Source organism: Flagellimonas allohymeniacidonis (assembly GCF_004296335.1).
In the GTDB taxonomy this organism is placed as follows: Bacteria; Bacteroidota; Bacteroidia; order Flavobacteriales; family Flavobacteriaceae; genus Flagellimonas; species Flagellimonas allohymeniacidonis.
Genome location: NZ_SGIU01000002.1, coordinates 1,258,616 through 1,282,607 on the forward strand (window position 1 = coordinate 1,258,616; position 23,992 = coordinate 1,282,607).

Annotated in this window: 21 protein-coding genes; 15 read left to right on the forward strand and 6 right to left on the reverse strand. The window is 41.3% G+C overall.

Annotation, left to right across the window (positions count from 1 at the left end):
* Positions 1-7 precede the first annotated feature (7 nt).
* From EW142_RS14120 to EW142_RS14155, 8 genes are all read left to right on the forward strand, one after another.
* Positions 8-976 carry a tryptophan 2,3-dioxygenase family protein gene (locus tag EW142_RS14120; RefSeq protein WP_130614901.1) on the forward strand — a complete coding sequence of 323 codons (969 nt, stop codon included), beginning with the start codon at positions 8-10 and terminating at the stop codon, positions 974-976.
* A gap of 2 nt (positions 977-978) precedes the next feature.
* Positions 979-2,289: a peptidoglycan DD-metalloendopeptidase family protein gene (locus EW142_RS14125; RefSeq protein WP_130614903.1), complete on the forward strand. Its 1,311-nt coding sequence runs from the start codon at positions 979-981 to the stop codon at positions 2,287-2,289.
* Complete coding sequence (gene pgi / locus EW142_RS14130) at positions 2,255-3,892, forward strand: glucose-6-phosphate isomerase (RefSeq protein ID WP_130614905.1); 1,638 nt, start codon at positions 2,255-2,257, stop codon at positions 3,890-3,892. The genes EW142_RS14125 and pgi overlap by 35 nt, the downstream gene beginning before the upstream one ends.
* 164 nt (positions 3,893-4,056) lie before the next feature.
* Positions 4,057-7,266, forward strand: a complete 3,210-nt coding sequence (locus EW142_RS14135; RefSeq protein ID WP_130614907.1) for a TonB-dependent receptor — start codon at positions 4,057-4,059, stop codon at positions 7,264-7,266.
* 92 nt (positions 7,267-7,358) lie between these two features.
* Entirely contained in the window at positions 7,359-7,796 is a 438-nt protein-coding gene (locus EW142_RS14140) for a hypothetical protein (RefSeq protein WP_130614915.1), read from the forward strand.
* A 190-nt stretch (positions 7,797-7,986) separates the two neighbouring features.
* Complete coding sequence (locus EW142_RS14145) at positions 7,987-9,267, forward strand: hypothetical protein (RefSeq protein ID WP_130614931.1); 1,281 nt, start codon at positions 7,987-7,989, stop codon at positions 9,265-9,267.
* Between the two features lie 360 nt (positions 9,268-9,627).
* Complete coding sequence (locus tag EW142_RS14150; protein WP_130614933.1) at positions 9,628-10,818, forward strand: DUF4062 domain-containing protein; 1,191 nt, start codon at positions 9,628-9,630, stop codon at positions 10,816-10,818.
* Positions 10,819-10,838: 20 nt separating this feature from the next.
* Entirely contained in the window at positions 10,839-11,078 is a 240-nt protein-coding gene (locus EW142_RS14155; protein WP_130614935.1) for a hypothetical protein, read from the forward strand.
* Between the two features lie 515 nt (positions 11,079-11,593).
* Here EW142_RS14155 and EW142_RS14160 read toward each other — a convergent pair.
* The gene (locus EW142_RS14160; protein ID WP_130614937.1) at positions 11,594-11,998 is read right to left on the reverse strand and encodes a JAB domain-containing protein; all 405 of its coding nucleotides are present in this window, start codon (positions 11,996-11,998) and stop codon (positions 11,594-11,596) included.
* A 243-nt stretch (positions 11,999-12,241) separates the two neighbouring features.
* Between EW142_RS14160 and EW142_RS14165 the strand changes: the two genes are divergently transcribed.
* Positions 12,242-12,505, forward strand: a complete 264-nt coding sequence (locus EW142_RS14165; protein WP_130614939.1) for a hypothetical protein — start codon at positions 12,242-12,244, stop codon at positions 12,503-12,505.
* Here the strand turns inward: EW142_RS14165 and EW142_RS14170 are convergent.
* Both EW142_RS14170 and EW142_RS14175 read right to left on the reverse strand, forming a co-directional pair.
* Positions 12,502-13,032: a lipid-binding SYLF domain-containing protein gene (locus EW142_RS14170; RefSeq protein ID WP_130614941.1), complete on the reverse strand. Its 531-nt coding sequence runs from the start codon at positions 13,030-13,032 to the stop codon at positions 12,502-12,504. The two genes, EW142_RS14165 and EW142_RS14170, sit on opposite strands and share 4 nt — an antisense overlap.
* 84 nt (positions 13,033-13,116) lie before the next feature.
* Positions 13,117-13,734, reverse strand: a complete 618-nt coding sequence (locus EW142_RS14175; RefSeq protein WP_130614943.1) for a DinB family protein — start codon at positions 13,732-13,734, stop codon at positions 13,117-13,119.
* Positions 13,735-14,156: 422 nt separating this feature from the next.
* On the opposite strand from EW142_RS14175, the gene EW142_RS14180 reads away from it, so the two are divergent.
* The 3 genes from EW142_RS14180 to EW142_RS14190 are packed head-to-tail and all read left to right on the forward strand — an operon-like array spanning position 14,157 to position 16,047.
* Entirely contained in the window at positions 14,157-14,636 is a 480-nt protein-coding gene (locus EW142_RS14180) for an ankyrin repeat domain-containing protein (protein WP_130614945.1), read from the forward strand.
* Positions 14,637-14,641: 5 nt separating this feature from the next.
* On the forward strand, positions 14,642-15,265 hold the full coding sequence (locus EW142_RS14185; RefSeq protein WP_130614947.1) for an NUDIX hydrolase: 624 nt from the start codon (positions 14,642-14,644) through the stop codon (positions 15,263-15,265).
* Between the two features lie 8 nt (positions 15,266-15,273).
* Positions 15,274-16,047, forward strand: a complete 774-nt coding sequence (locus EW142_RS14190; protein ID WP_130614948.1) for an amidohydrolase — start codon at positions 15,274-15,276, stop codon at positions 16,045-16,047.
* On the opposite strand, the gene EW142_RS14195 is transcribed toward EW142_RS14190, so the two are convergent.
* Both EW142_RS14195 and EW142_RS14200 read right to left on the reverse strand, forming a co-directional pair.
* Complete coding sequence (locus tag EW142_RS14195; RefSeq protein ID WP_313790919.1) at positions 16,031-17,629, reverse strand: Ig-like domain-containing protein; 1,599 nt, start codon at positions 17,627-17,629, stop codon at positions 16,031-16,033. The two genes, EW142_RS14190 and EW142_RS14195, sit on opposite strands and share 17 nt — an antisense overlap.
* Before the next feature lie 86 nt (positions 17,630-17,715).
* The gene (locus EW142_RS14200; RefSeq protein WP_313790920.1) at positions 17,716-18,423 is read right to left on the reverse strand and encodes a ComF family protein; all 708 of its coding nucleotides are present in this window, start codon (positions 18,421-18,423) and stop codon (positions 17,716-17,718) included.
* Positions 18,424-18,459: 36 nt separating this feature from the next.
* Here EW142_RS14200 and EW142_RS14205 point away from each other — a divergent pair, with 36 nt between their 5' ends.
* Positions 18,460-19,356: a hypothetical protein gene (locus tag EW142_RS14205; RefSeq protein ID WP_130614950.1), complete on the forward strand. Its 897-nt coding sequence runs from the start codon at positions 18,460-18,462 to the stop codon at positions 19,354-19,356.
* A 36-nt stretch (positions 19,357-19,392) separates the two neighbouring features.
* Positions 19,393-20,934: a glycine--tRNA ligase gene (locus EW142_RS14210; protein WP_130614952.1), complete on the forward strand. Its 1,542-nt coding sequence runs from the start codon at positions 19,393-19,395 to the stop codon at positions 20,932-20,934.
* Positions 20,935-20,950: 16 nt separating this feature from the next.
* Here EW142_RS14210 and EW142_RS14215 read toward each other — a convergent pair whose 3' ends face one another.
* Complete coding sequence (locus EW142_RS14215) at positions 20,951-21,592, reverse strand: GNAT family N-acetyltransferase (RefSeq protein ID WP_130614954.1); 642 nt, start codon at positions 21,590-21,592, stop codon at positions 20,951-20,953.
* Between the two features lie 195 nt (positions 21,593-21,787).
* Here EW142_RS14215 and katG point away from each other — a divergent pair, with 195 nt between their 5' ends.
* Positions 21,788-23,992: a catalase/peroxidase HPI gene (gene katG / locus EW142_RS14220; protein ID WP_130614955.1), complete on the forward strand. Its 2,205-nt coding sequence runs from the start codon at positions 21,788-21,790 to the stop codon at positions 23,990-23,992.

The following is a 23,992-nucleotide window of genomic DNA, read 5'->3' on the forward strand; positions in this document are numbered from 1 at the left end:
GTATTGAATGAGCATGGATGACCACATCGAGTCCCAAATCAACAAATTAGAAGAAAAATACAAAAACTCCGGACAAGACTTAAGCTCATACCTTGATGGTCTATTGTACCAAAAATACCTTACCTACTGGGACTATATCCATTTAGATACCCTTTTGAGCATTCAGGTTCCGCGTACACACTTTCCCGACGAGGAAATATTTATTTTATATCACCAAATTACCGAGCTCTACTTTAAGCTTATTCTTCATGAGCAGAAACAAATTGTAGAGGATAAGTCGCAGAACCTCGATTTTTTTATTGAGAAGGTCAGGCGAATCAATAGCTATTTTAGAGCCCTGATTTCTTCATTCAGCATCATGATCAAAGGGATGGAGCGCGAGCAATTCCTCCGGTACCGTATGGCTCTTCTCCCTGCAAGTGGATTTCAATCTGCCCAATATAGAATGATTGAGATTTATGCAACCTCTCTTGAGAATTTGGTGCACCATACCGAACGGGAACACTTTTCAAGTGAAAACGGTATAGAGGAGCTATTCGACCACATTTATTGGAAAAAAGGTGCAACCGATCGCAACACGGGTGAAAAAACCCTGACCTTGAAGCAATTTGAGTTTAGATACACCCCACGATTATTGCGGATTTCCAATCAAGTGAAGAACAGCACTATTTACCATAAATACCTTCAGCTTCCTGAACAGACTAAAAACAATCCAGAATTGATAAAGGCCCTTCAAGATTTGGATGTAAACGCAAACGTGAATTGGCCCTTGATGCATCTGGGGTCCGCCTATCGCTATTTGGCCAAGGAAAAAGCAGAAGTTGAAGCCACTGGAGGCACCAATTGGAAAGAGTATTTACCTCCGAGTTTTCAGAAAATAATATTTTTCCCAACTTTGCATTCTGAAGAGGAGAGGGAGAATTGGGGAAAACAGTGGGTAGAACATATTTTTAATCCAGAAAATAAAGGGGCATAAGGATGTATAAGTATTGGGGCATTGTTTTGGCTTTCATCGTTTTTGTATCCTGCAAGGAAACGAAAAAAGTAGAGCCAATCGAAATAGCGGAGATTCCATTGCAGGAACCTATCAAGAAGATTTACGGGTTCGATTTGGAACAATTTCATGTGGTGCACGACACTGTAAGAAGTGGGGATAGCTTTGGTAAGCTAATGCTTCAGAACCATGTGGATTATCCCAAGATTGTAACCATTTCTGAGGAATACAAGGACAGCTTCGATGTTAGACGCATCAAAGTCGGTCGGCCCTACACCATTTTAAAATCAAAAGATTCCCTGGAAAAGGCCGAGGTTTTCATTTATGAAAATGACAAAATCAACTATACCGTGGTTGATATGCGAGACTCCGCGGTGGCCTACAAAAGCCGAAAAAAGGTAAAATATGTGCAGAGGGAAGTAGCTGGAGTCATTAAAAGCTCACTTTCACAAACCTTGGATAGTTTGGGAGTGGACTATATGGTCACCATTGACCTTTCCGAAATCTATGCTTGGACCATTGACTTCTTTCGATTGGAAAAAGGAGACAAGTTCAAGATACTTTTCAAGGAAAAATACATCAACGACAGCATCTATGCAGGTGTAGAGCCCATTGAGGCCTCACTTTTTGAACATAAGGGAAAACCTGTGTATGCATTCCCCTATGTCACCGATTCCCTGAAGCAAATACAAGATTACTTTGATGATGAAGGCAACAATCTGCGAAGCACCTTTTTAAGGGCGCCGATTAAGTTTGGATACCGACTATCATCTCGCTATAATCTGAAACGTCGTATTGCATATTACGGCTATAAAGTACGACCACACAAGGGAACTGATTATGCAGCTCCCATTGGCACCCCAATCATTGCTACGGCAGATGGAACGGTGACCGAGTCAACACGTCGTGGAGGTAACGGTAAATATGTGAAGATTCGCCATAATGGCACCTATAGCACCCAATATCTGCACATGAAAAAACAAGCAGTAAAGCGAGGTGAATTTGTTCGCCAAGGCGATGTAATTGGCTGGATTGGTATGACAGGAAATACAGGTGGTCCCCATGTATGCTATCGTTTTTGGAGAAATGGAGCTCAAGTAGATCCCTTAAAGGAGAAATTGCCAGCTGCCGAGCCCATTGCCGATTCTCTTAAGACAGGGTTTTTAGATCACATTGCCCCAATAAAGCAACAACTTGATTGCATTGAATTTGATACCCCTGAAAAGGTTGAGGAAACCTTAGTAACCCTAAACGAGCAAAATGGCACTGACCAATACGAATCCTACGACAACTAAAGCCTGGAAAAACCTTGAGGCACATTTCGAACAAATAAGCCAAAAACACTTAAAATCCCTTTTTGATGAAGATGCCAGCCGGGGACAAAAGTTTTCTATAGAATGGAATGACTTTCTTGTCGACTATTCCAAAAATAGGATTACGGAGGAAACCAAGTCCTTATTGCTGGAATTGGCTGATGAGGTTCAGTTAAAAGAAGCCATCGATAAATACTTTTCCGGGGATATACTCAACCAGACCGAGAATCGTGCAGTCTTACATACTGCCCTAAGGGCCAATACAAATGATGAGGTTTTTGTGGATGGGGAAAATGTAGTTCCCGAGGTCAATGCTGTCAAACAACAAATAAAACAGTTGTCGGAAGCCGTCATTTCAGGTACACAAAAAGGGTATACCGGAAGGGCATTTACCGATATTGTGAATATTGGTATTGGAGGTTCCGATTTGGGCCCGGTGATGGTAACAGAGGCATTGAAGTTTTATGGAAACCACCTAAAAACCCATTTTGTAAGCAATGTGGATGGTGATCATGTGCAGGAAATACTAAAAAACCTCAATCCGGAGACTACGCTGTTCATTATTGTTTCCAAATCTTTTACGACCCAAGAAACCCTGAGCAATGCCCTGACCATTAAAAAGTGGTTCCTGAAGCAAGCCGGAGAAGGAGACGTTGCCAAACACTTCATTGCCGTTTCAACCAATCTTGAAAAAATCAAGGAATTCGGAATTTCCAATGATAATGTTTTTCCCATGTGGGATTGGGTTGGCGGCCGTTTTTCGTTGTGGAGCGCGGTTGGTCTTTCCATAGCACTGTCCGTTGGATACGATAATTTTGAAAAACTCTTGGTAGGAGCTCGAAAGATGGATCATCATTTCAGAGAATTTGCTTTTGACGAGAACATTCCAGTGCTTTTGGGATTGCTGACCGTATGGTACAACAACTTTTTTAAGGCTGAAACAGAGGCCATTATTCCTTATACGCAATATCTAAGTCGTTTTTCGGCCTATTTGCAACAGGGCATCATGGAAAGTAATGGGAAGAGCGTGGATCGTTCTGGAAATCGTGTTGAACACGAAACCGGAACCATCATCTGGGGGGAACCCGGCACCAATTCCCAACACGCCTTTTTTCAGCTAATCCACCAAGGAACCAAATTGATTCCGACCGATTTTATTGGCTACAAGGAATCACTGTATGGCGATACCGACCATCACAATAAGTTGATGGCCAATTACTTCGCTCAGACCGAGGCGCTGATGAATGGAAAAACCAGAGAAGAGGTAGAAAGCGAACTAAAATCCCAAGGCGTATCTCCAGAGCAAATTTCGGCCCTTGCCCCCTTCAAGGTTTTTGAAGGGAACAAACCTACAAACTCTATCCTCATCAAGAAATTGACCCCAGAAAGCTTAGGGTCATTGATTGCCCTTTACGAGCATAAAATATTTGTGCAAGGCGTGGTTTGGAATATTTTTAGCTATGATCAGTGGGGGGTTGAATTGGGCAAGCAATTGGCAAAAAACATACTTTCCGATATCGAAAATTCAGAAATTGGCAAACACGATTCCTCCACATTGAAACTTTTGCAATTTTTTAAGAATTGATTTAAAATTTCGTAAAAACCCAATTTTTATAAGTAGTTGATTTAAAATTATTTACCTTTCTTCCCGACGCAGAAGCACACCTTATTTCTTAACATTATCTTAATGTTTGTAAAGATTAAATGGGGGATTTTTGCAACGCTATTTAATCAATTTAATACTGTAAAATGAAGAAAATCTACTTGGCCATCGCTGCAATTATGTTTTCAGCAATGGCATTTGCACAAGGGGTTACCACATCGTCCTTGGGAGGTAAGGTGACCGACAACACCGGTGAACCGCTTCCCGGTGCTAGCGTGTTGGCAGTACATGTACCTTCAGGTACAACCTATGGTGCAGCTACCGATTTTGACGGTTTCTACCGTATTTCAGGTATGAGAACCGGAGGGCCTTACAAAATCACAATCTCCTATATTGGATTTAATGAGGATGTAAGGGAAGGAGTTTATTTGAACTTGGGCCAAACGGAACGAATCAGCTCTCAATTGTCTGAGTCCGCCACTGCTTTGGATGAAGTCGTGATTGTAGCTCAATCGGGGGGTCTTTTCGATGCTGGAAAAACAGGAGCTGAAACCAACGTTAGTACAAGACAAGTAAATAACTTGCCATCTATTTCCCGTAACATTGCTGACTTTGCAAGGTTGACACCTCAAGCCAAGGTAACGGGTGATGATGTGATTTCAATTAGTGGTCAGAACAACCGTTTCAATGCCATCTATATTGATGGTGCCGTAAATAACGATGCCTTTGGCTTGGCAGGAAATGGTACCAACGGAGGGCAAACAGGCGTGAGTCCTATCTCCCTTGATGCAATTGAATCCTTCCAGATAAACGTTGCACCTTTTGATGTACGTCAATCAGGATTTGCCGGAGGTAGTATCAATGCCGTAACTAGGTCAGGAACCAACAAATTCACGGGATCAGCCTATGCACTTTTCCGAAACGAAAACCTTTCGGGAAAAACCCCTGTGGACTTAGTTGGCGACGGAGGAGAAAGAGAAAAGTTGGATGAATTTACCGCAAACACCTACGGTGTTAGAATTGGCGGTCCGATTATCGAAGATAAATTGTTCTTCTTCGTTAACTATGAAAGACAGGAAGTTGAAACTCCCCAACCTTTCGATATCTCTACCTACCGTGGTGATGCCACTGCAACCGATTTGCAAGGACTAAGTGATTTTCTTGTTGGTAACTTTGGTTACAACCCTGGCACATTTGCCAATAGTATAGAGTCCTTGACCAGTGACAAGTTGATTGCCAAACTAGACTGGAACGTCAATGACAAGAACAAACTTTCTTTCAGACACAGCTACGTAAAAGCTGTACAGTTTGATGCGGCCGCTTCAAACACAGGTCGAATCCAATTCTTGAACAGGTCTATCAATTTTGAGTCCGTTACCAATTCTTCTGCTTTGGAATTGAACTCACAAATTGGTGATAACATGTCCAATAACTTTGTATTGGGTTACACCAGAGTTCGTGATGATAGAGATCCTTTTGGAGACCCTTTCCCTTCCGTACAGATTTTTGATGCCGCTGGTACTTCCATTTTCTTTGGATCGGAGCCATTCTCAACTGCAAATGTCTTGGACCAAGATATTTTCACCTTGACGAACAACTTCCAAATTTACTCTGGACGTCACACCATTACTTTAGGTACCAACAACGAATACACTTCAGTTCGTAACGTATTCTTCCGTCAAAACTTTGGAGATTACCGCTTCAGCAGCCTCTCTGACTTTTTGGATGGTGAATTGGCCAACCGATACCGTCATGGGTATTCTTTGATTGGCGGATTTGGTGACGAATCTGAAGGTGCTGCCGAGTTCAATATTTTCCAATTTGGTCTTTACGCTCAGGATGAGATTGACATCACCGATAACTTTAAAGCTACCGTTGGTGTTCGTATCGATGTACCTTACTGGGAAGATGGTAGGGAGAACGAAGACTTCAACACAAGGACTGTTGCCTTGTTGGAAGCTAACGGAAAAGATTTGCAAGGAGCCCGTGTTGGACAGGGTATTGATCCCAATGTTCACTTATCTCCAAGATTAGGTTTCAGCTGGGACGTTAAAGGAGACAGGACTACACGACTACGTGGTGGTTTGGGGATATTTACATCTAGAGTTCCATTGGTATGGCCTGGTGGACAATACACCAACAATGGTGTATCTACCGGATTCATCCAAAGAACATCAAGTGACGGTCCAGTTCCCGTATTCAACCCAGATCCGAATACACAGTTGCAGGATCCTCCTCAAGGTTCTGGATCTGTAGGGGGCCAGATTGATTTGTTCGCCAAAGATTTCAAACTTCCACAGATATTTAAAACCAATATCGCGATAGACCAAAGATTACCTTGGGATATGGTATTCTCTGCTGACTTCATTTGGAACGACAATGTAAATACCGTTTTCTACGAAAACATCAACTTGGAAGGGCCACAGTTCACCACTACAGGTGCTGGTTCCCGACCTAACTACGGGTTTACAAGAATCGATTCTACCTACGATGCAGTTTATTTGGGAAGCAACACAAGTGCAGGTAGCTCATACAACGTTACAGGTACCTTGACCAAGAATTTCTTTAGTCCAAAATTGGATGCAACTGCTCAGGTTTCGTATACCTACGGTGATTCTGATGGTATTTTTGATGGAACGAGTTCGCAGAACAGTTCTCAGTTTAGAAACCTTGAAACAGTCAATGGTTCCAATGCTCCTGATTTGTCTACTTCTGACTTTTCTCCTGGGCACAGGATCATTGCGAACTCAACCTTTACCCTTAAGTGGAACGAGAACCTACGTACAAGAATCGGTCTTTTCTATGAAGGGGCTGAGGGAACACCGTTCAGCTACGTGTATAACGGTAGTGGACTTTTGGCTGATACCGGAAGCTTCTCTGCTTTGATCTTTGTTCCTGAAACCCAAGATCAAGCCTTGTTGGTCGATTCTGATGATTTGACGGCTGCAGAACAATGGCAAGCCTTGAACGCAGTTATCGAAGGTGATGAGTACCTGAGAAGCCGAAGAGGACAGTTTGCTGAAAGAAACGCAGACCGTACCGATTGGACCCATATTATTGACTTGAAATTTGCTCAAGAATTTGGCCTTAAAATCGGTGAAAACTATCACAAGCTAGAGCTTACCGCCGATATCTTCAACTTCACCAACTTGTTGAACAAGGAGTGGGGGGTACGAACCTTTACCAACTTCAACCAAGTTCAGTTGTTGAACTTCGAAGGTTTTGCTGCCGATGGTACCACACCAGAGTTCACTTTTGAGCCAGGTGTTGAGGACACCAAAAACATTATTGATGATGCCGGGTTGGTATCTTCAAGATGGCAAATGCAATTTGGAATTCGATATAGTTTCAACTAATTGATCGCCATAAACTTTCGAAAAGCCCCGCCATTTGGCGGGGCTTTTTTTATTCCCAAAATCATTACTTTTAAGCTTCAAACAAATAACCAATGGAAATTCTTCAGAACCTTCACTCCTATCTGGCATATATTGTTTTGTTGGTAATCATTTTTGCTGTTTTCAACGCCTTGATGGGCTGGACCGGCAAACGCGATTTCACCATGCACAAAGACTTGCGCATAAGTTTGTTTGCCCTCATCCTCAGCCATATTCAATTGTTGATCGGCCTTATTGTTTATTTTGTATCGGCCAATGGCCTAAAGGCCATACAGACCTTGGGCATGGGCGGTTTAAATGCCCCGGCCCGTTTGCTGGCCTTGGAGCATCCCTTGACCAATGTGTTGGCCATTGTCTTGATTACCATTGGGTGGTCGCGCCACAAACGCTTTGTTGAGAGCGATAAAAAGTTTAAGACCATTACGATTTTTTATGGCTTGGGCCTCTTACTTATTTTAAGCCGTATCCCCTGGGCGCAGTGGTTTAATTAGTATGAGCAGGCCTCTTAATTTGCAAAAATCATCCTAGGTGATAGTTCGCGAACAATTATTCGAATAGCCAAAGAGCCACTGCAATTATAAAATCTTATTGTTTTTAATAATCATGTAATCGGATTATTATTAGGTTTTAATGTAAATACTTTCTGGATTTATGAAGACGATAGTAGCAAATATTCTCAACGTGTTTGTTATTTTTCTAACGATTTACCATGGGTTCAAACAAGATTTGAAGGCATTTTGGATATTCTTGGGGATAAGCATTCTACTTATTTTAGCTCAAGTAGTTTTTAGAATCCTTAAATCCAAAAAAAAAGTCGATTCACAACGGAAAGACTTTTTCAAAACATTGATTAGCCCAAAATATCTTGGATGGCAACAAGAGATTTTCAATAGGCTATATGCTAATCTCGAATTTGCGGAGCTGTATAAAAAAAAATACCCGGCTTTAGTCTTAAGGGATAGTAAGATTAATAAATACCCTTTCGGGGATTTGTGTGAATTAAAAAGTGAAAAACTTCCAACTATCAAATTAAGTTCCGAACAAAAAAAATTTCTTAAAATTCTTAACCCTACGCTTCATTACCCAAAGATGAAAGGTTTTTCACTTAAAAGATTACATTTGAACCGATTGGGTTTTGTGGACAAATTAGAGGCCAATACAACTAATTACAAGCAAAATCTGGTAACATGTCATATATTAGAATGGGAGCTCTATAAGTACTATAAGACTCAAAAGAAGATTCCAGATAGTACTAAAGAAATTTTGGACAACCTTCCGTTTCGTAGTAAGTATCATGGAGATAAGAATGCTAAAAGTGCAGTTCTAGAACCCTCCGATAACAGTTTTCCATTATTGAGCGTGCAAGCAATTATAGTTTATAGGGATTACAATGAATACAACAATTCCACCTGGAAGGTTATATTGAAAAAACGAAATACTAATGTAGCAGTAAAACCTGGGTTTTTTCAGTTTCCTCCTGCTGGGGGGTTTGAGGTCTATGGATCTGAAGACGACGATGACAACATTTTATTGAAACAAGGTTTTGATGTTCGAAGTGCCATCTTTCGAGAATATGCCGAAGAAATTTTTGACATTAAAGATATGCAAGCAAGACCTGATAGCAGAGAAATTGATTTTGTCTATAAGGAGGAGAATGTTGTTGAACTTATGAATAGCATCAACACCAAAAACTCCCATTTAGACTTTCTCGGTGTCATTGTTGACTTGTCGGTTTTACGACATGAAATATCGTTTTTACTTTTAATTGATGATGAAGATTTTAGTAAAAAGACTATTAGAGGTAATTGGGAAGCACAAAATATAATGCCAGTAGATGTACGAAATCTTAAATCTACATTACAAAATGAAAACCTCCACAGTAGTAGCGCTGCTTTGTTACAGCTGGCTTCTGAAAACAAAAGATTGAAAGAGTTGGGAATAACAAAATCTTTAGAACTCTAATAATATATTTTTCAAAAGGCAGATTTTACACACTTCCTAATCAGAAAACAACTAGGTGATTATAAAATCACCTTATCTGCCTTTTTAGCTTTATCTCTGATAAGTCTAGAAGAGGACGTTATCAATGTTGAACGAAAACACCACGTTTTTGATAATAAGCGCCATTGCGAAAATTATATATCAGTACGTAATAAAAATCTTCCACAAAAAGAAGATTTTGTAAGGAAAAACTTCAGGTTGAAGAACTTTATATTTAAATTTATCACGGTCATTTCAATGTGTAACTACAGCACCTTGACCATCTTTCCCCTAAAAAGATGCGAGGTGCCACTGGAATGATGGAACAGTGTAAATGATAAAATGCCATCTCAACTTACAAATTATCGAATCTTTCTAGCTTCTCCAAGTGATTTATCTGATGATAGAACTATTGTGGAAGAAACAATAAATGAACTGAACTTGACTTTTGGTCGCCCAAAAGGCATTCATCTTGATCTTATTAAGTGGGAGACACATTCTGCACCAGGTATTTCAAAAAAGAGTGTTCAGAAATTGATAAATAATGACATAGGTGATTATGATTTATTTATTGGATTACTTTGGACAAGATACGGAACACCAACAGATGAGTATCAATCTGGCACCGAAGAAGAGTTTAACATTGCATATGAGAAATTCCAAAAATCATCAAAATCTGTTCAAATACTTTTTTACTTCAAGAAGACACCATTTTCCATAGATGATATCGAGCCCGATCAGCTTAAGAAAATTAAAGAATTCAAATCGGCAATTGAAAAAGACAGAAAGGTCTTATCTGGCGAATATAACGATACTTTTCAACTAAGTTCACACTTAAGACTGCATATCCCAATACGTGTTCAAGAATTACATGAGAATCAATCTTCGAAAACAGTTACTTCCAAAATTGAACCAGATACTGTAGAGGAAATCGAAGTTGATAGTGAGGTTGAAAATGGATTACTGGAGTACAGAGAAATCTATGATGATTCAATTGAAATTGTTATCCAATCACTTAACAGGATATCAGATGCGATGGAATGGGTGTCAGATGAATTAAATAGCAAAACCAACGAACTTACAGCGTTGACCTTGGATAAATCGAGACCATTGAATAGGAGATCTATAAAACAAATCCTTGCCAGAGCCGCCAGGTCAATGGACCATTTCGGAAATCGGATTGATGTTGAAACACCAATATTTTTTGAAAGCTTCCAAAGTGCCATGGATTCTTTGCAAAACATATTAATAATCTATACCTCGGATTTTGATGAGATTGATATGAATGAAGTCATTCAAACTAGAGATTCCCTCTCTGATCTTATTGAGTCCATGTCGAGTAGCGTTGGGGGTATTGACGAGTTTATTTCTACTGTCCGTTCCTTTCCAAGAATATCTAAAGATATGAATGCATCCAAGACCAAGGTTGAATCCAGTTTGATGGAATTATTGGACAACACGAAAATAAGTTTGTCCATTGCCTCCGGCCTACGAGGAAGATATGATGACTTTCTTGGCGAAACGAATGTGTGATAAATTCATTAACAAAGCAGATGTTCAATAATATTGAGTTTGACCCAGAAATTCTAAAGTCAACCTCTTCCAGTATTCATAAAAGGAATTTAGAAATTGGCTCGGCCAGCCTAAACGATTATAGCCTTAGGCTCAGTTTAAATGTTAGACTTTTATACGGTAAATTCTCTTACGAAGTATTGGAAAACAATGAAATTAGTATAGCTATTTGCCATGAGATCAATTATTTTATCAAATGGCAAAATAATCTTGATGACTAGTCCTATCTTCATAGTTTTCTGGATAGAATTACCAATTCTTGTGAGAGCATCATTCAGGGATATAGGGCTCCTTTAAAATGCAAAAAAACTGAAGGAAGATGATATCCTGTTTTTTGAGCAAAGAAGGGAACTCTTCATTAGGAGATAGAAGAGCTAGTCCCCGTTGGGTTTTTTGAACGAGGACCAATCAAATGAAATCAAAAGTGGTGTCCAAAATTGCATCTCACGGCTGAGGTCTGAGATATAGAATGGAAGATTCATTTCAAATATTGTCTCTAGACCCTTTTAACAGTTTTTATTATGTGTCGTCAGCTAGTTCATACTTTGGAACCACAGGTATCTTGTACAGTCTTATGTACCCATTTAGGTCGATGAATATTTCTGAACTACAATTTCACAATCAAAAGCTAGACCTGTGGATTTTACAATCTACTTTCTTTGCTCTAGCACCTTCTAACATAAAAAGGCAAGCATAACTGCAGAAAAAACTAAGCTGTACTTTATTGAAGCTCTATTCAACATCGAATACAGTGATAATTTCCTTCAGATATTATTATATGAGTCCAAAGTTTTATTCCGATAATACTAGCAGCGATTTTAATCAATTCTGTAAAATTCATATCCTCTTCACTTGGTAGTAATTCCCCAGATGGGTGATTATGGCATAATACTATTTTCGTACATTTTAGCGACACAGGGTAGCTAAGGACATCTACTGGTTTTAAAATGTTTCTATTACTTATCCCTATTGTGACCAGCTCAATGAATTCAATATCATTTCTATCGTTTAGGCCGATTGTCCAGCAATATTCCTTTTTTCTGTGATGTCTGTTTTGAAAGCATAATATTTTTTGCATTATGCGAGCTATATCGGCAATACTGTTGACATGCTTGTCCTCTTTGGAAACACTTACTTTCATGAATTTAATTTAGAAAAAAGAGTTATAACCCATTAATTGGATTGATATATGCACTTTCTGAGTTGGTAATTCTCACATACAAGTGTACGAATAGACTGAGTTTCGTAAAAGTGGTTTCACTAACTTTCATTATTCTTTCAGAATAGAATTTACATGCAATTCCACTATTAGCATTGCAATAAATTCAAATTGCTTGTCATCCGTAAGTCTTGCGGACCAAGATTAGATGACTAACTTTGGTACATGAATGAGAAAAAACACACCAAGTACAAAACCAAATATTGGTTGATAGCAAGTGTAATTGTTCTTTTGGCAGCGACAATAGGCGCTTATAAATTTGTCAATGGTTATTTGGTGAAAATGACATTGAATGAAGACGGTACAGGACAAGGATACATGAAAACACCAGACATCTTGGATATGATGTTGTTCTTTGGGATAATTGCAATAGGTCTGCTAGGTTTAGTTCTAACAATAGTAAACCTCGTCAGAATTGTAAGAAATTAAAAGGGCTTATAGCTAAACTTCTGCCCACCCACAGAGGCATCGGCCATAAGCCCGGCCTTGGGCAGGGCAAACACGGCCACCCCCTCTTTATATTTGGCATTGGCGGCAATACCAGATTTTAGCGCCACGGCAGAGGCCTCGGCCGCAAATTGAAATTTTCCTTCTTTGAATCGGTTAAGGTCCACAGCTGTCTCAAAAAAGATAACCTCAATAATCGCTTGGCCCCCAGCCTGTAGGCCCACATTGAGCTTTTTTAGGCCTGCCATACCCACCATTTCACCACCTTCATAGACCACCCCGTTTCCAGAGGCGCCCCCAATAATAAAACCGCCCTTGCCCACGTTGGGGAACAGCACGTAGCCTGCCGAATTTTCAAAGAATCGGTCAAGGCCTATGTCAGCCTTTAAAAGTGTTTTTTTGGCTTTTTTGGCATCGTTGATGACCTTTCGGTCTTTTTTGCTCTGTGCATTTGCACCAAATGCTAAAAATAGAATACCAATGATCAGTATGGATTTTAAGACTCTCATGGAACAGGAATTATAAGTGGAAAATAAAGGTAAAAAAAAACCCCTTCCTATACAGAAAGGGGTTGCCAATATTTGTTAAATCGACTATTCTTGCGAGTACTCCGGGAATTCTCTGTCCTTCATAACCTCCTCCATCTGCAGCACATGCCGTTCGGTATGCCCAGCGGCGAACATTACAATTTGAAACCCATCAACCGTGCCGAACGGAAGATCGTTGCTAAAGCGATTTCTCAGATCGTCTTCGGTGGTCTTTACATATTCAATATGCTCCCCGCGTTTTTCCATAAAGGCTTTAACCGTATCTTCATGTGATCCAAATTTTCCGCTGGGCTCAAAAGGTTCAGCTGTCTTTACTTTATTGGACCGATCGGTGATTATGCCGAATAGTTGATCGTCCTTAAGCTTTACCGAGTCTTTCAAGGTTGGGTTGGGCCCTGCAGCAACCGCTTTTTGTATCAAGCCGCTAAAGGCATTTTCTGAAATGGCCAGATGTTCCGCACATTCGGCGATGGACCATGATTCTTCGGTGGGCTTATAGTTCAATTGCTCTTCGCTGAGTCCGTCCAACACCGATTTCATATGATCTCTTGTCTCTTCCAAATATTTGATAAGGGTGGCACGTTCGTCATCGGTCAGCTTGTTGGTGTCTGCACTAAAACTAAAGAAGAAAAGTGCAATAATCGGTAAAACGAGTTTTTTCATTGTGATAGGATTTGATGTTCTTGTATGTATTTTACTAGGTGTAAGACGATTAAAGGTACAACAATTGGACACTTGGCCAATCTCCTTTATAAAAGGCCAATCATCTTAAGACCAAAGATAATGGTAAAGAGCAGCACTGAATGGGGGCAAATCGGCCAATAACAGGGGCGGTTCTGAAGAGATAATTTTAAAAAAGAGAAGAGATAATAGACAAAACCAATGACAAAATAAAACATCCATATAAATTTTCTATTTCTTGTACCATGGTTTTTGTATTTTTAATTAGTTCTAAATGCCCAAAAAGAGTGTGCAGATAGAACAAGGAAGCAAAGATTTTAAAGCTATCTGAAAAAGGAAAATTCAACTACATTTCATTGCCACATCCACCTTAGGTTGTGGCACTTTTTTTATCTTTCTGGAATATGGGACAAAGTGAGCTTTTTTTTAATGTGATACGTGAGGGCAACCTTGAAACGCTTGAACAATTGGTACAGGCCGATGGAAAACTTCTGAACTCAAAAGATTCAAGAGGCTCAACTCCCTTAATTTTGGCCACCTACTACGGTTATGCCAAGGTTGCCGAATTTCTAGTTAAGCAAGGTGCCGAAATTGACGCCAAGGATGGTTCAGGAAACACCGCATTGATGGGGGTTTGTTTTAAAGGGTATATCGAAATTGCCAAGCTATTGATTGATTCTGGAGCCGATGTCAACCATGTCAATGCTATGGGTGCCACGTCACTTATTTATGCTTCCACCTTCAATAAGCCGGAAATAGCCAAGTTACTTTTGGACCATGGTGCTGACCGTTCCCACAAAGATGCTAGGGGAAATACCGCCTTGGACCACGCCAAAATGCAGGAGTCCCATGAACTGATAGCGTTATTGACGCCAAAACCTTGAAACAAATGGACGCAAAAAAGCAACTTAACCTGGTCAAGCGTCTAAAAGCGATTGCGGATACTGGTCTTGTATACACGGAAGGGGATTATGACAAGGAAAGATATGAAGAGCTGCAGAAAATCAGTTTACAGCTTTTGGCTCATATTGCAGAGGCACCTCTTCAGGTTATGCAGGACTTTTTTGTCCCACAAAAAGAGTACCCCACGCCGAAGGTCGATGTGCGAGGTTTTGTGCTGAATGATAAAAATGAGGTTTTGATGGCCCGGGAACGAGTGGATGGTAAATGGACCATTCCTGGGGGATGGGCCGACGTGGGAAGTACACCATCCGAAGTGGCCGTAAAGGAAATCTTTGAAGAAACTGGCTTGGCAGCTAGGGTGGTTCGCTTGTTGGGGATATATGACAAGCAGGTGCATCCACACCCGCCAGAACCTTACTATATCTACAAAATCGTCTTTCTGTGTGAAATTACCGGGGGATCTTTAATACCGGGATTTGATATGCTCGGAGCGGACTTTTTCCCTTTGGATGCACTTCCGTCGTTATCCGAAGAACGAATTTTGGAAACGCAGGTAAGGCAACTCTTTGATTTGGCAAAATCTAATTCCAACGAAGTGCACTTTGATTGATAGACATCATGGACAAACTTAAAATTGCGCTAGTACAATCTCATTTGCATTGGGAAAATCCTGAAGCAAACAGGTCGATGTTTGAAGCTAAAATCAAATCCATGCCAGAGACCGTGGATTTGGTGATTTTGCCAGAAATGTTCACCACCGGCTTCACCATGAAACCCCAAAACATTGAGGTTGCTGAAGGAGAGAAAACTGTGGATTGGATGCAAAACCTTGCGAGGGAAACAAAAACGGCCATTACCGGAAGCATTGTTTTTTCAGAAAAAGAAAAGTTCTTCAACCGACTGTTTTTCGTGGAACCCAATGGAAATAGTATCACCTACGACAAAAAGCACACCTTTACACTAGCTGGTGAGGACCAGGTTTATGAAGCCGGCAGCAAAAAAATAACCATTGAATTCAAGGGATTTCGATTTTCACCTTTAATCTGCTATGATTTAAGATTTCCGGTGTGGTCCCGAAATGTGGACGATTACGATGTGTTGTTTTATGTAGCGAACTGGCCAAAACCTAGAATTGCTGCATGGGATACTTTGCTAAAAGCGCGCGCCATTGAAAATATGGCCTATTGCATTGGTGTAAATCGGGTTGGGCTTGACGGTCTGGGCTATGAGTACCCTGGGCATACCGCTGCTTATGATACGCTTGGCAATCAATTGGCTTTCTCCAATAAAGAAGAGATTTTATACGTCGAACTTGACCGGGAACACATTTTCACGCAAAGAAACAAGTTGAAATTTCTTCAGGACCGAGATCGCTTTAATCTGCAAGGATAAACTCTTGTGCCAATTCCCAATTCGCTCGCACATCAATCACATCGGGGTAATAGCTGATTTTTTCAGGCTGGATTTTCTTCAAAAAACTGCCCGTATCCCATTTGCCATTGCCATTGGTATCAAAAATTACGCGCACCAAATATTGGGAAGGTTCAAGATTGTTGAATTCAAAGGTTTTAGGCCTATCGGCCAGAAGTTCCCGCTGGGTTTCACCTTGTTCGTTGGTTAACTGAACTACTAGTGGATAACTTACCGCTCCACTCACGGTTAACCTGAGATTTCCGTAGTCCGCATAACTTCCTGTCGAAATCCGATAGGAAAGCGAATCGTTTTGCAACCCAAAAAAGTCCGAAACGGCCCCGGGCAATAACGAAAGTCCGTATCGTTGGTTAGGCTCAAGTTCAAAACCAAAATCAATCTTGTTTTTCAAGGTATCGATTTGATAACTATAAGGCATAACAATTGAATCGCTTATGACAAACTCTACCTTGCTAGTGTCCAAAGCAACGATTGGTGTAGTGCCCAAAATACTAAAGGAATCCTCAAAATTCATGGTACCTCGAACGCTCGGGGTAAACTTCAGGGAATCTAAATCCAACTTTCTGGTCTTAACGGTAAAGGTGTCCTGTTGGTCCAGTAAACTATTGCTGACCGTGAAAATAATGGAGTCTAAATCCGTTGGGGTTAACCAATAATCCAAGGTGTCCCGCTCCCTGTCTTTTAAAACTAGGGTGCGTACCGAGTCGGGCAGTTCAGTGAGCGACTCTATTTTCATGTCCTCATGATTGCCTTGAAAGCCAAAAATAATGTGGTTTTTGGCCACATAACTGGGTACGGAAGCACTATAATCGGGCTCCTCCAAAAAAAGATTGAGGAGATATATGGAATCCGTGGGAATTTGTATGGTGTCCAGCAAAAACCCGATTTTATCCTGTCGTTGGTCAAACAAATTATTTTTGTTGATATCCTTAATGGCAAAAAGGGCATAAGAGCCGGCCTTTAAGTTTTTGAGTTCAAACAAGGGAAGACTATCCAAGGTGTTTGTGATGTAATTTGGTGGTCTTTTGTAAATGGTGGAGTCGGTATAGCTGGTGTCGAGTTCATAGAGCATAACACTCACAAATTCGTCCGCTTTTCTATTGAAAGCATCCTTTATGGCTCCAGAAAGTGATAGTGAATCGATGTACGCTCCGGTGGAGAAAACATAGTTGAGATAAGGGTATGGATTTCCTTCGTTATTATCCACAATACTCTGACCAAAATTAAAGGTATAGGTAGTATTCTCCCTAAGGGTATCTTGAATGGTAATCTCCACATACTTGCTTGCGCCTCCAAGAGGTCTTATCTCTAGAGGGTATTGCAAGGGAGGAGAAACAATAATCTGGTTTTGCGCATCCTCCACCCTAACGAATTCATCAAAATACAGCCTGATTTTATTCGCATTAAAATTGATTGAAAAATTTTCGGGGGTGGCCCTTAAAAGAACCGGGGGTTCAATGTCTTTTGGGCCGCCGGAGGGGGTTCCCTTTCTGGCACATTGCCAAAGGGCCAGGCCAGTCAACAAAAGGAAAAGGAGACTCAATGATTTTTTCACGTAGACCATGCAAAAACTAATCTGGGACAAAGAAACAATTTAATTCAAGCATTGGGAACAAGCCTTTGAAAATTTTAACCCTTTGGAACTACAGCAATACTGGCCACGGAAATGGTGACATCACCAAGTTGGAGTAACTCGTTGGCGCAGGCTTCGAGGGTGGCCCCGGTTGTAATTACATCATCTACCAGCAAAATATGCTTGTAGGGAACCGAAGCGGTGGTATTTGCCTTAAAGGCCTCTTTGGTCCCTAACCATCGTAATTGCCTGTCTTTTTTGGTCTGCGTTTTGGTATTTCTAACTTTGACCAGTAAATCCGTATTTAAGTCCACTTTCAAATGGTGGGCAAGCCTTTTGGCAAATAAACGCACTTGGTTGTATCCTCTTTTCTTCTCTTTTCGCGGATGGAGGGGAACCGGTACAACAACATCAACATCTTGTAGTCCCTTATCCCGTTTCAACAAGGAACCATACCAATCACCGAAAAATCTTCCCACCTCTTCTTGGTTTTTATATTTTAATTGATGCAATAGGTTTTTCACTATTCCATTTTTCGAAAAAAACACAAAAGAAGCCCCTTTTTTCATGGGGATTCGGCCATAAAATATACGGTCTACGGCATTTTCATCGATGAAATTGTACTCGGTGAGTGGCATATCATGTCGACAAACGGTACAGAGTAGGTTTTCTCCTCTGGATAATCGCACATTACATCCAAAACATACCATTGGCAATAGTATGTTGTTAATATCGTTTATTATCTTAGCCAACCTTTTGTACAACAAAACCGTTTTGTTTTAGAGCAGCTCTAACACCCCATGGACGCCCAAGATAACAAATTCAACTACAAGATTATTTTCACAGCACTCTTGGCGGTTATTGTGGGGATTCTGATAGCATTTTACTATAGCTACGCCCAATCCAAGAACCAAATGGTGTTTTTGGAACAGGAAAAATCACTTCTGGTTAAGGACCTTACCCTGATGAAGGCCGAAGTTGACCGTCTCTCTGGTTTAAACGAAGTGAATGAAATAGAGTTGCAGACCTCCAGGTTTCGGGTGCAACAACTTTTGGATTCCGTGGGAAGACTTAATTTTAGCCTTACCAAGCTCAAGGAAACACGAAAGGAGCTGCGCATGTTGGAAATTGGCTTCGACAGTCTGAAGCTTAAAAACAATTTCCTTCGTTACAACAATAGGCTTCTGGCGGATAGGTATGAACAAACCCGAAGACAATTGGAAGAAGCTCGCGGTAGGGCGAGTAATATTGAGCAATCAGAATCACGCTTGCGTGAAGCCAATCGAGAATTGAGTCGGGAGCTTAAAATCAAAAGCTATCTCAAACTACAAAGTGCCGAAGGGAATGGTTTTCGATTAAGAGCGGGAAGACCCCTGAAAACCAACAAAGCCTCTACCATTGAAAAATTGAGAGGTTGTGTGACCGTATTGAGCGATCCTACCGAAAAAGGAAAGGTGCGCGTGCTCTACCTTCAATTTTTAGATCCCGAAATGAAGGTCATTGAGGACAATGCCAGCACTATTTCTGTTGGGGGCAACACCTATAGCAAAAAAGTTGAAATTGTATACACTGGAAAGGAAATCAGCGTATGCGATGCCATTACCGTACCAGAAGGTTCCTTGGATGAAGGAATTTATACCCTCAATGTCTTCGAGGATGAAAGACTTCTGGCCTCAGCTGAATTTCAGCTGAAATAACACTTCATTTTTAGGGTAAAATTCTATTTTTGCCGAATGGCGAATCAAGAGGATATTTTTAAGAAAGTTATTTCCCACGCAAAGGAATACGGATACATATTTCAATCCAGTGAAATTTACGATGGACTCAGTGCCGTTTATGATTACGGTCAAAATGGAGCTGAGTTAAAGAAAAACATTCGCGAGTACTGGTGGAAGGCTATGGTACAGCTCAATGACAATATTGTCGGTATCGATGCGGCCATTTTTATGCATCCCACAACCTGGAAAGCTTCAGGCCACGTTGACGCTTTCAATGACCCCTTGATTGACAATAAAGATTCCAAAAAAAGATATCGTGCTGATGTTTTGGTCGAAGACCATGTGGCCAAGATTGAAGCCAAGATTGATAAAGAAGTGACCAAGGCCGCTAAACGGTTTGGGGACAGTTTTGATAAGGACCAATTTTTGTCTACCAACCAGCGGGTTTTGGACTACCAAAATAAGGCAACCACTATTTTAAAGCGTTTGGGACAATCTTTGGAAAAGGAAGACTTGGCCGATGTAAAAGCTTTGATTGAGGAACTGGGGATTGTTTGTCCCGTTTCAGGGTCCAAGAACTGGACCGATGTCAAACAATTCAACTTAATGTTTGGGACCAAATTGGGTGCTTCCGCGGACACCGCTACGGATTTATACCTACGACCCGAAACCGCTCAAGGAATATTCGTCAATTTCTTGAATGTGCAAAAAACTGGCCGTATGAAAATCCCATTTGGAATTGCCCAGACCGGAAAAGCATTTCGTAACGAAATTGTGGCCCGTCAGTTTATTTTCCGAATGCGGGAGTTTGAGCAGATGGAGATGCAATACTTCATCAAACCTGGCACCCAAAAAGAATGGTATGAAGCATGGAAGGAGAAGCGGATGAAATGGCACCTCTCCCTAGGAATGGGTAAGGAGAACTACCGTTACCATGATCATGAAAAATTGGCACACTACGCCGATGCTGCCGCAGATATTGAGTTTAAATTTCCATTCGGATTTAAGGAGTTGGAAGGGATTCATTCCCGAACCGATTTTGATTTGGCCAGTCATGAAAAGTATTCTGGCAAAAAGCTGCAATATTTTGACCCTGAGCTAAATGAGAGTTATGTGCCTTACGTACTGGAGACCTCAATAGGTTTGGACCGGATGTTCTTGGCCGTTTTCTCCAATTCTTTGGTGGAAGAACAATTGGAAAACAACACCTCACGGGTTGTACTGAAGTTGCCCGCTGTGCTTGCACCGACCAAAGTGGCGGTTTTGCCCCTTTTGCGCAAGGATGGTCTTCCTGAAATTGCCCAAAAGCTGGTAAACGAGCTCAAATGGAACTTTAATGTGGTGTACGATGAGAAGGATGCTGTAGGGCGACGTTATCGCCGTCAAGATGCGGTGGGTACTCCATTTTGTGTAACGGTTGACCACCAAACCTTGGAAGATGAAACCGTAACCATTCGTCATCGCGATTCCATGGAACAGCAGCGTATAGCCCTTTCTGAAGTAAAAGGAATTATCGCGAAGGAAGTGGATATGAAAGAATGGTTAAAAGGGATTTGATTCCTCTACTACTTTCTTAATCAGGCTCAATCCCATTTTTTTGGATCTTCAAGACTTTGCCTTCTTGATCAAAAGCCTGTATAGGAGCAAAATCTTCCTTGATTTGGGCGTAATCCTTAAAGCTTAAATCCCAAATCATGGTATCCCTAGAATTATTATCGGAGGTCGGAGTATCTTCCTTTAGTATTTTGATTAGTTTAAATCCAAGTTTTTTTGGGATTTGCCGGCTTATCAAATTATTGGAATCGCAGTGGATTTGAATATTCTTCACCCTATGAAATTCGAATCCAGCCTTAACCATTGCGGAGGCTGCTTCGGTGGCATATCCTTTATTAAGGAATGAAGAATTTATCCAATAGCCAATTTCACGTGATTCTTTCCCCAAGCGGGTATGTAACCCGGTTGACCCGATCAATAGGTCTTCCGATTTGTTGAATATTCCAAACGTGTAGTCCTCATTTTGGATAAAATCGGATTCAAATTTTGATACTAATTCCTTTTTTGATTCTAGGGTTGTTGGCTCACTCTTAGCCCAAGGCATCCACTTACGAAGGTTTTCAAGACTGCTTGCAATTGCATTTTGAACCAATATGGCATCACTTGGTCTATAACATCGAATGACCAATCTTTCTGTAATAATTTTGAATGGGATGCTCATGGAATTGCTAGGGGCCAATTTATATTTAGTGGAGTTTTAAAAGCTACATTTTGGTAACGATTGACACAAATCATTTCAAATATATTAATCATAGTCAATCTTAATATCAACATAACGCAAATAGATTACCAGACGTTTAATTTTAGAGATGAGAGCATTACTTTTAATTCGGATAAATACCTAAACACTATTAAAATGGATAATATGCACAATGGTAACGGTGACCCTGGCCAGTGTCCCTTTCTGAACGGTGAGTTGAAGCAAGCCGCAGGTGGTGGGACCACAAATCGCGATTGGTGGCCCAATGCGCTGAACTTAAACATCCTTCGTCAACACTCCAATTTGGTTGACCCCATGGATGAGGATTTTGACTATGCTGAAGAATTTAAAAAGTTGGATTTGGACGCAGTCAAAAAAGACCTTACCAATTTGATGACCGATAGCCAGGATTGGTGGCCGGCAGACTATGGACACTATGGCCCCTTCTTTATTAGAATGGCATGGCACGCTGCAGGGACCTACCGTATCGCCGATGGGCGAGGTGGCGGTGGAACTGGAGCACAGCGATTTGCACCCCTAAATAGCTGGCCCGACAACGCCAATTTGGATAAGGCAAGACTCTTGCTTTGGCCTATTAAACAGAAGTACGGAAAACAAATTTCTTGGGCGGACCTTCTGATTTTGGCTGGGAATGTTGCTCACGAATCGATGGGCTTGCCTATGTATGCTTTTGCCGGTGGGCGTGAAGATATTTGGCAACCTGAGGAAGATATTTACTGGGGCTCTGAAGCCGAGTGGTTAGGGAACAAAGACCGCTACAATGAAGAAGGAGAATTGGAACAACAAATGGGAGCGGCCCATATGGGATTGATTTATGTAAACCCTGAAGGACCCAATGCCAATCCCGATCCCGTAGCAGCGGCCCACGATATCCGCGAGACCTTTGGCCGTATGGCGATGAACGATTATGAGACTGTGGCTTTGATTGCAGGCGGACATACCTTTGGAAAAACCCATGGAGCTGCAAGTGATGCGGAATATTTGGAAGCCGAGCCCGCAGGAGCACCCATTGAAATGCAAAGCATGGGTTGGAAGAGCAACTTTGGTACTGGCATGGGTTCAGATACCATAACCAGTGGCCTTGAAGGGGCTTGGACAGATACACCTATCAAATGGAGCCATAAATACTTGGAAAACCTATACAACTATGAGTGGGAATTGACAAAAAGCCCTGCTGGAGCATGGCAATATCAACCCAAAGATGGTGCTGGAGCTGGAACTATTCCTGATGCACATGATCCAAGCAAAAAACATGCTCCATTCATGCTGACCACGGATTTATCCTTAAGGATGGACCCGGCCTATGAGAAAATTTCAAGACACTTTTTGGAAAACCCAGAAGAGTTTAAGGAAGCCTACCAAAAAGCGTGGTTCAAATTGACCCACAGGGATATGGGCCCTATCCAAAGATATTTGGGTGCGGAGGCACCAAAGGAAACTTTGATTTGGATGGATCCGGTACCTGAGGTAGATCATGAGCTTATCAATGAGACCGACATTGCTGATTTGAAGGAAAAAATTCTTTCTTCCGGCTTGTCTATTTCCCAACTGGTTTCCACTGCTTGGGCATCAGCATCTACTTTCAGAGGTTCTGATTACCGAGGAGGTGCCAATGGGGCACGCGTTCGTCTGGCTCCCCAGGAAGATTGGGAAGTAAATAATCCCGCCCAACTCTCCAAGGTACTATCGGTACTTGAGGGAATCAAAAACGATTTTGCGAAGACGGTTTCTTTGGCAGATTTGATTGTTTTGGGTGGTTGCGCTGCGGTTGAAAAAGCAGCAAAAAACGCAGGTCATGAAGTTGCGGTTCCTTTCACACCAGGTCGAACCGATGCTACTGCCGAGCAAACTGACGCCGAGTCCTTCGAAGCCTTGGAGCCTATGGCCGATGGGTTCAGAAATTATATGAAAGATAACCTTAGCGTTAAGGGAGAGGAACTTTTGGTGGATAAAGCACAGTTGTTGACCTTGACCGTTCCAGAAATGACTGTTCTTGTTGGCGGGATGCGTGTTTTGGACACAAACTACGATAAGTCGCATCACGGGGTTTTCACTGGAAATCCAGAAACACTTTCCAACGACTTCTTTGTAAATCTTTTAGATTTAGGAACCACTTGGAAAGCGACTTCAGATGCAGATCAAGTGTTTGAAGGGCGTGACCGTAAAACGGGTGACCTTAAATGGACCGGTACCCGAGCTGATTTGATTTTCGGTTCGAATACAGAGTTACGAGCGATTGCCGAGGTATATGGCAGTGCAGACGCCAAAGGCAAATTTGTTGGCGACTTTGTAAAGGCTTGGGATAAAGTGATGAATTTAGATCGATTTGATTTAAAATAA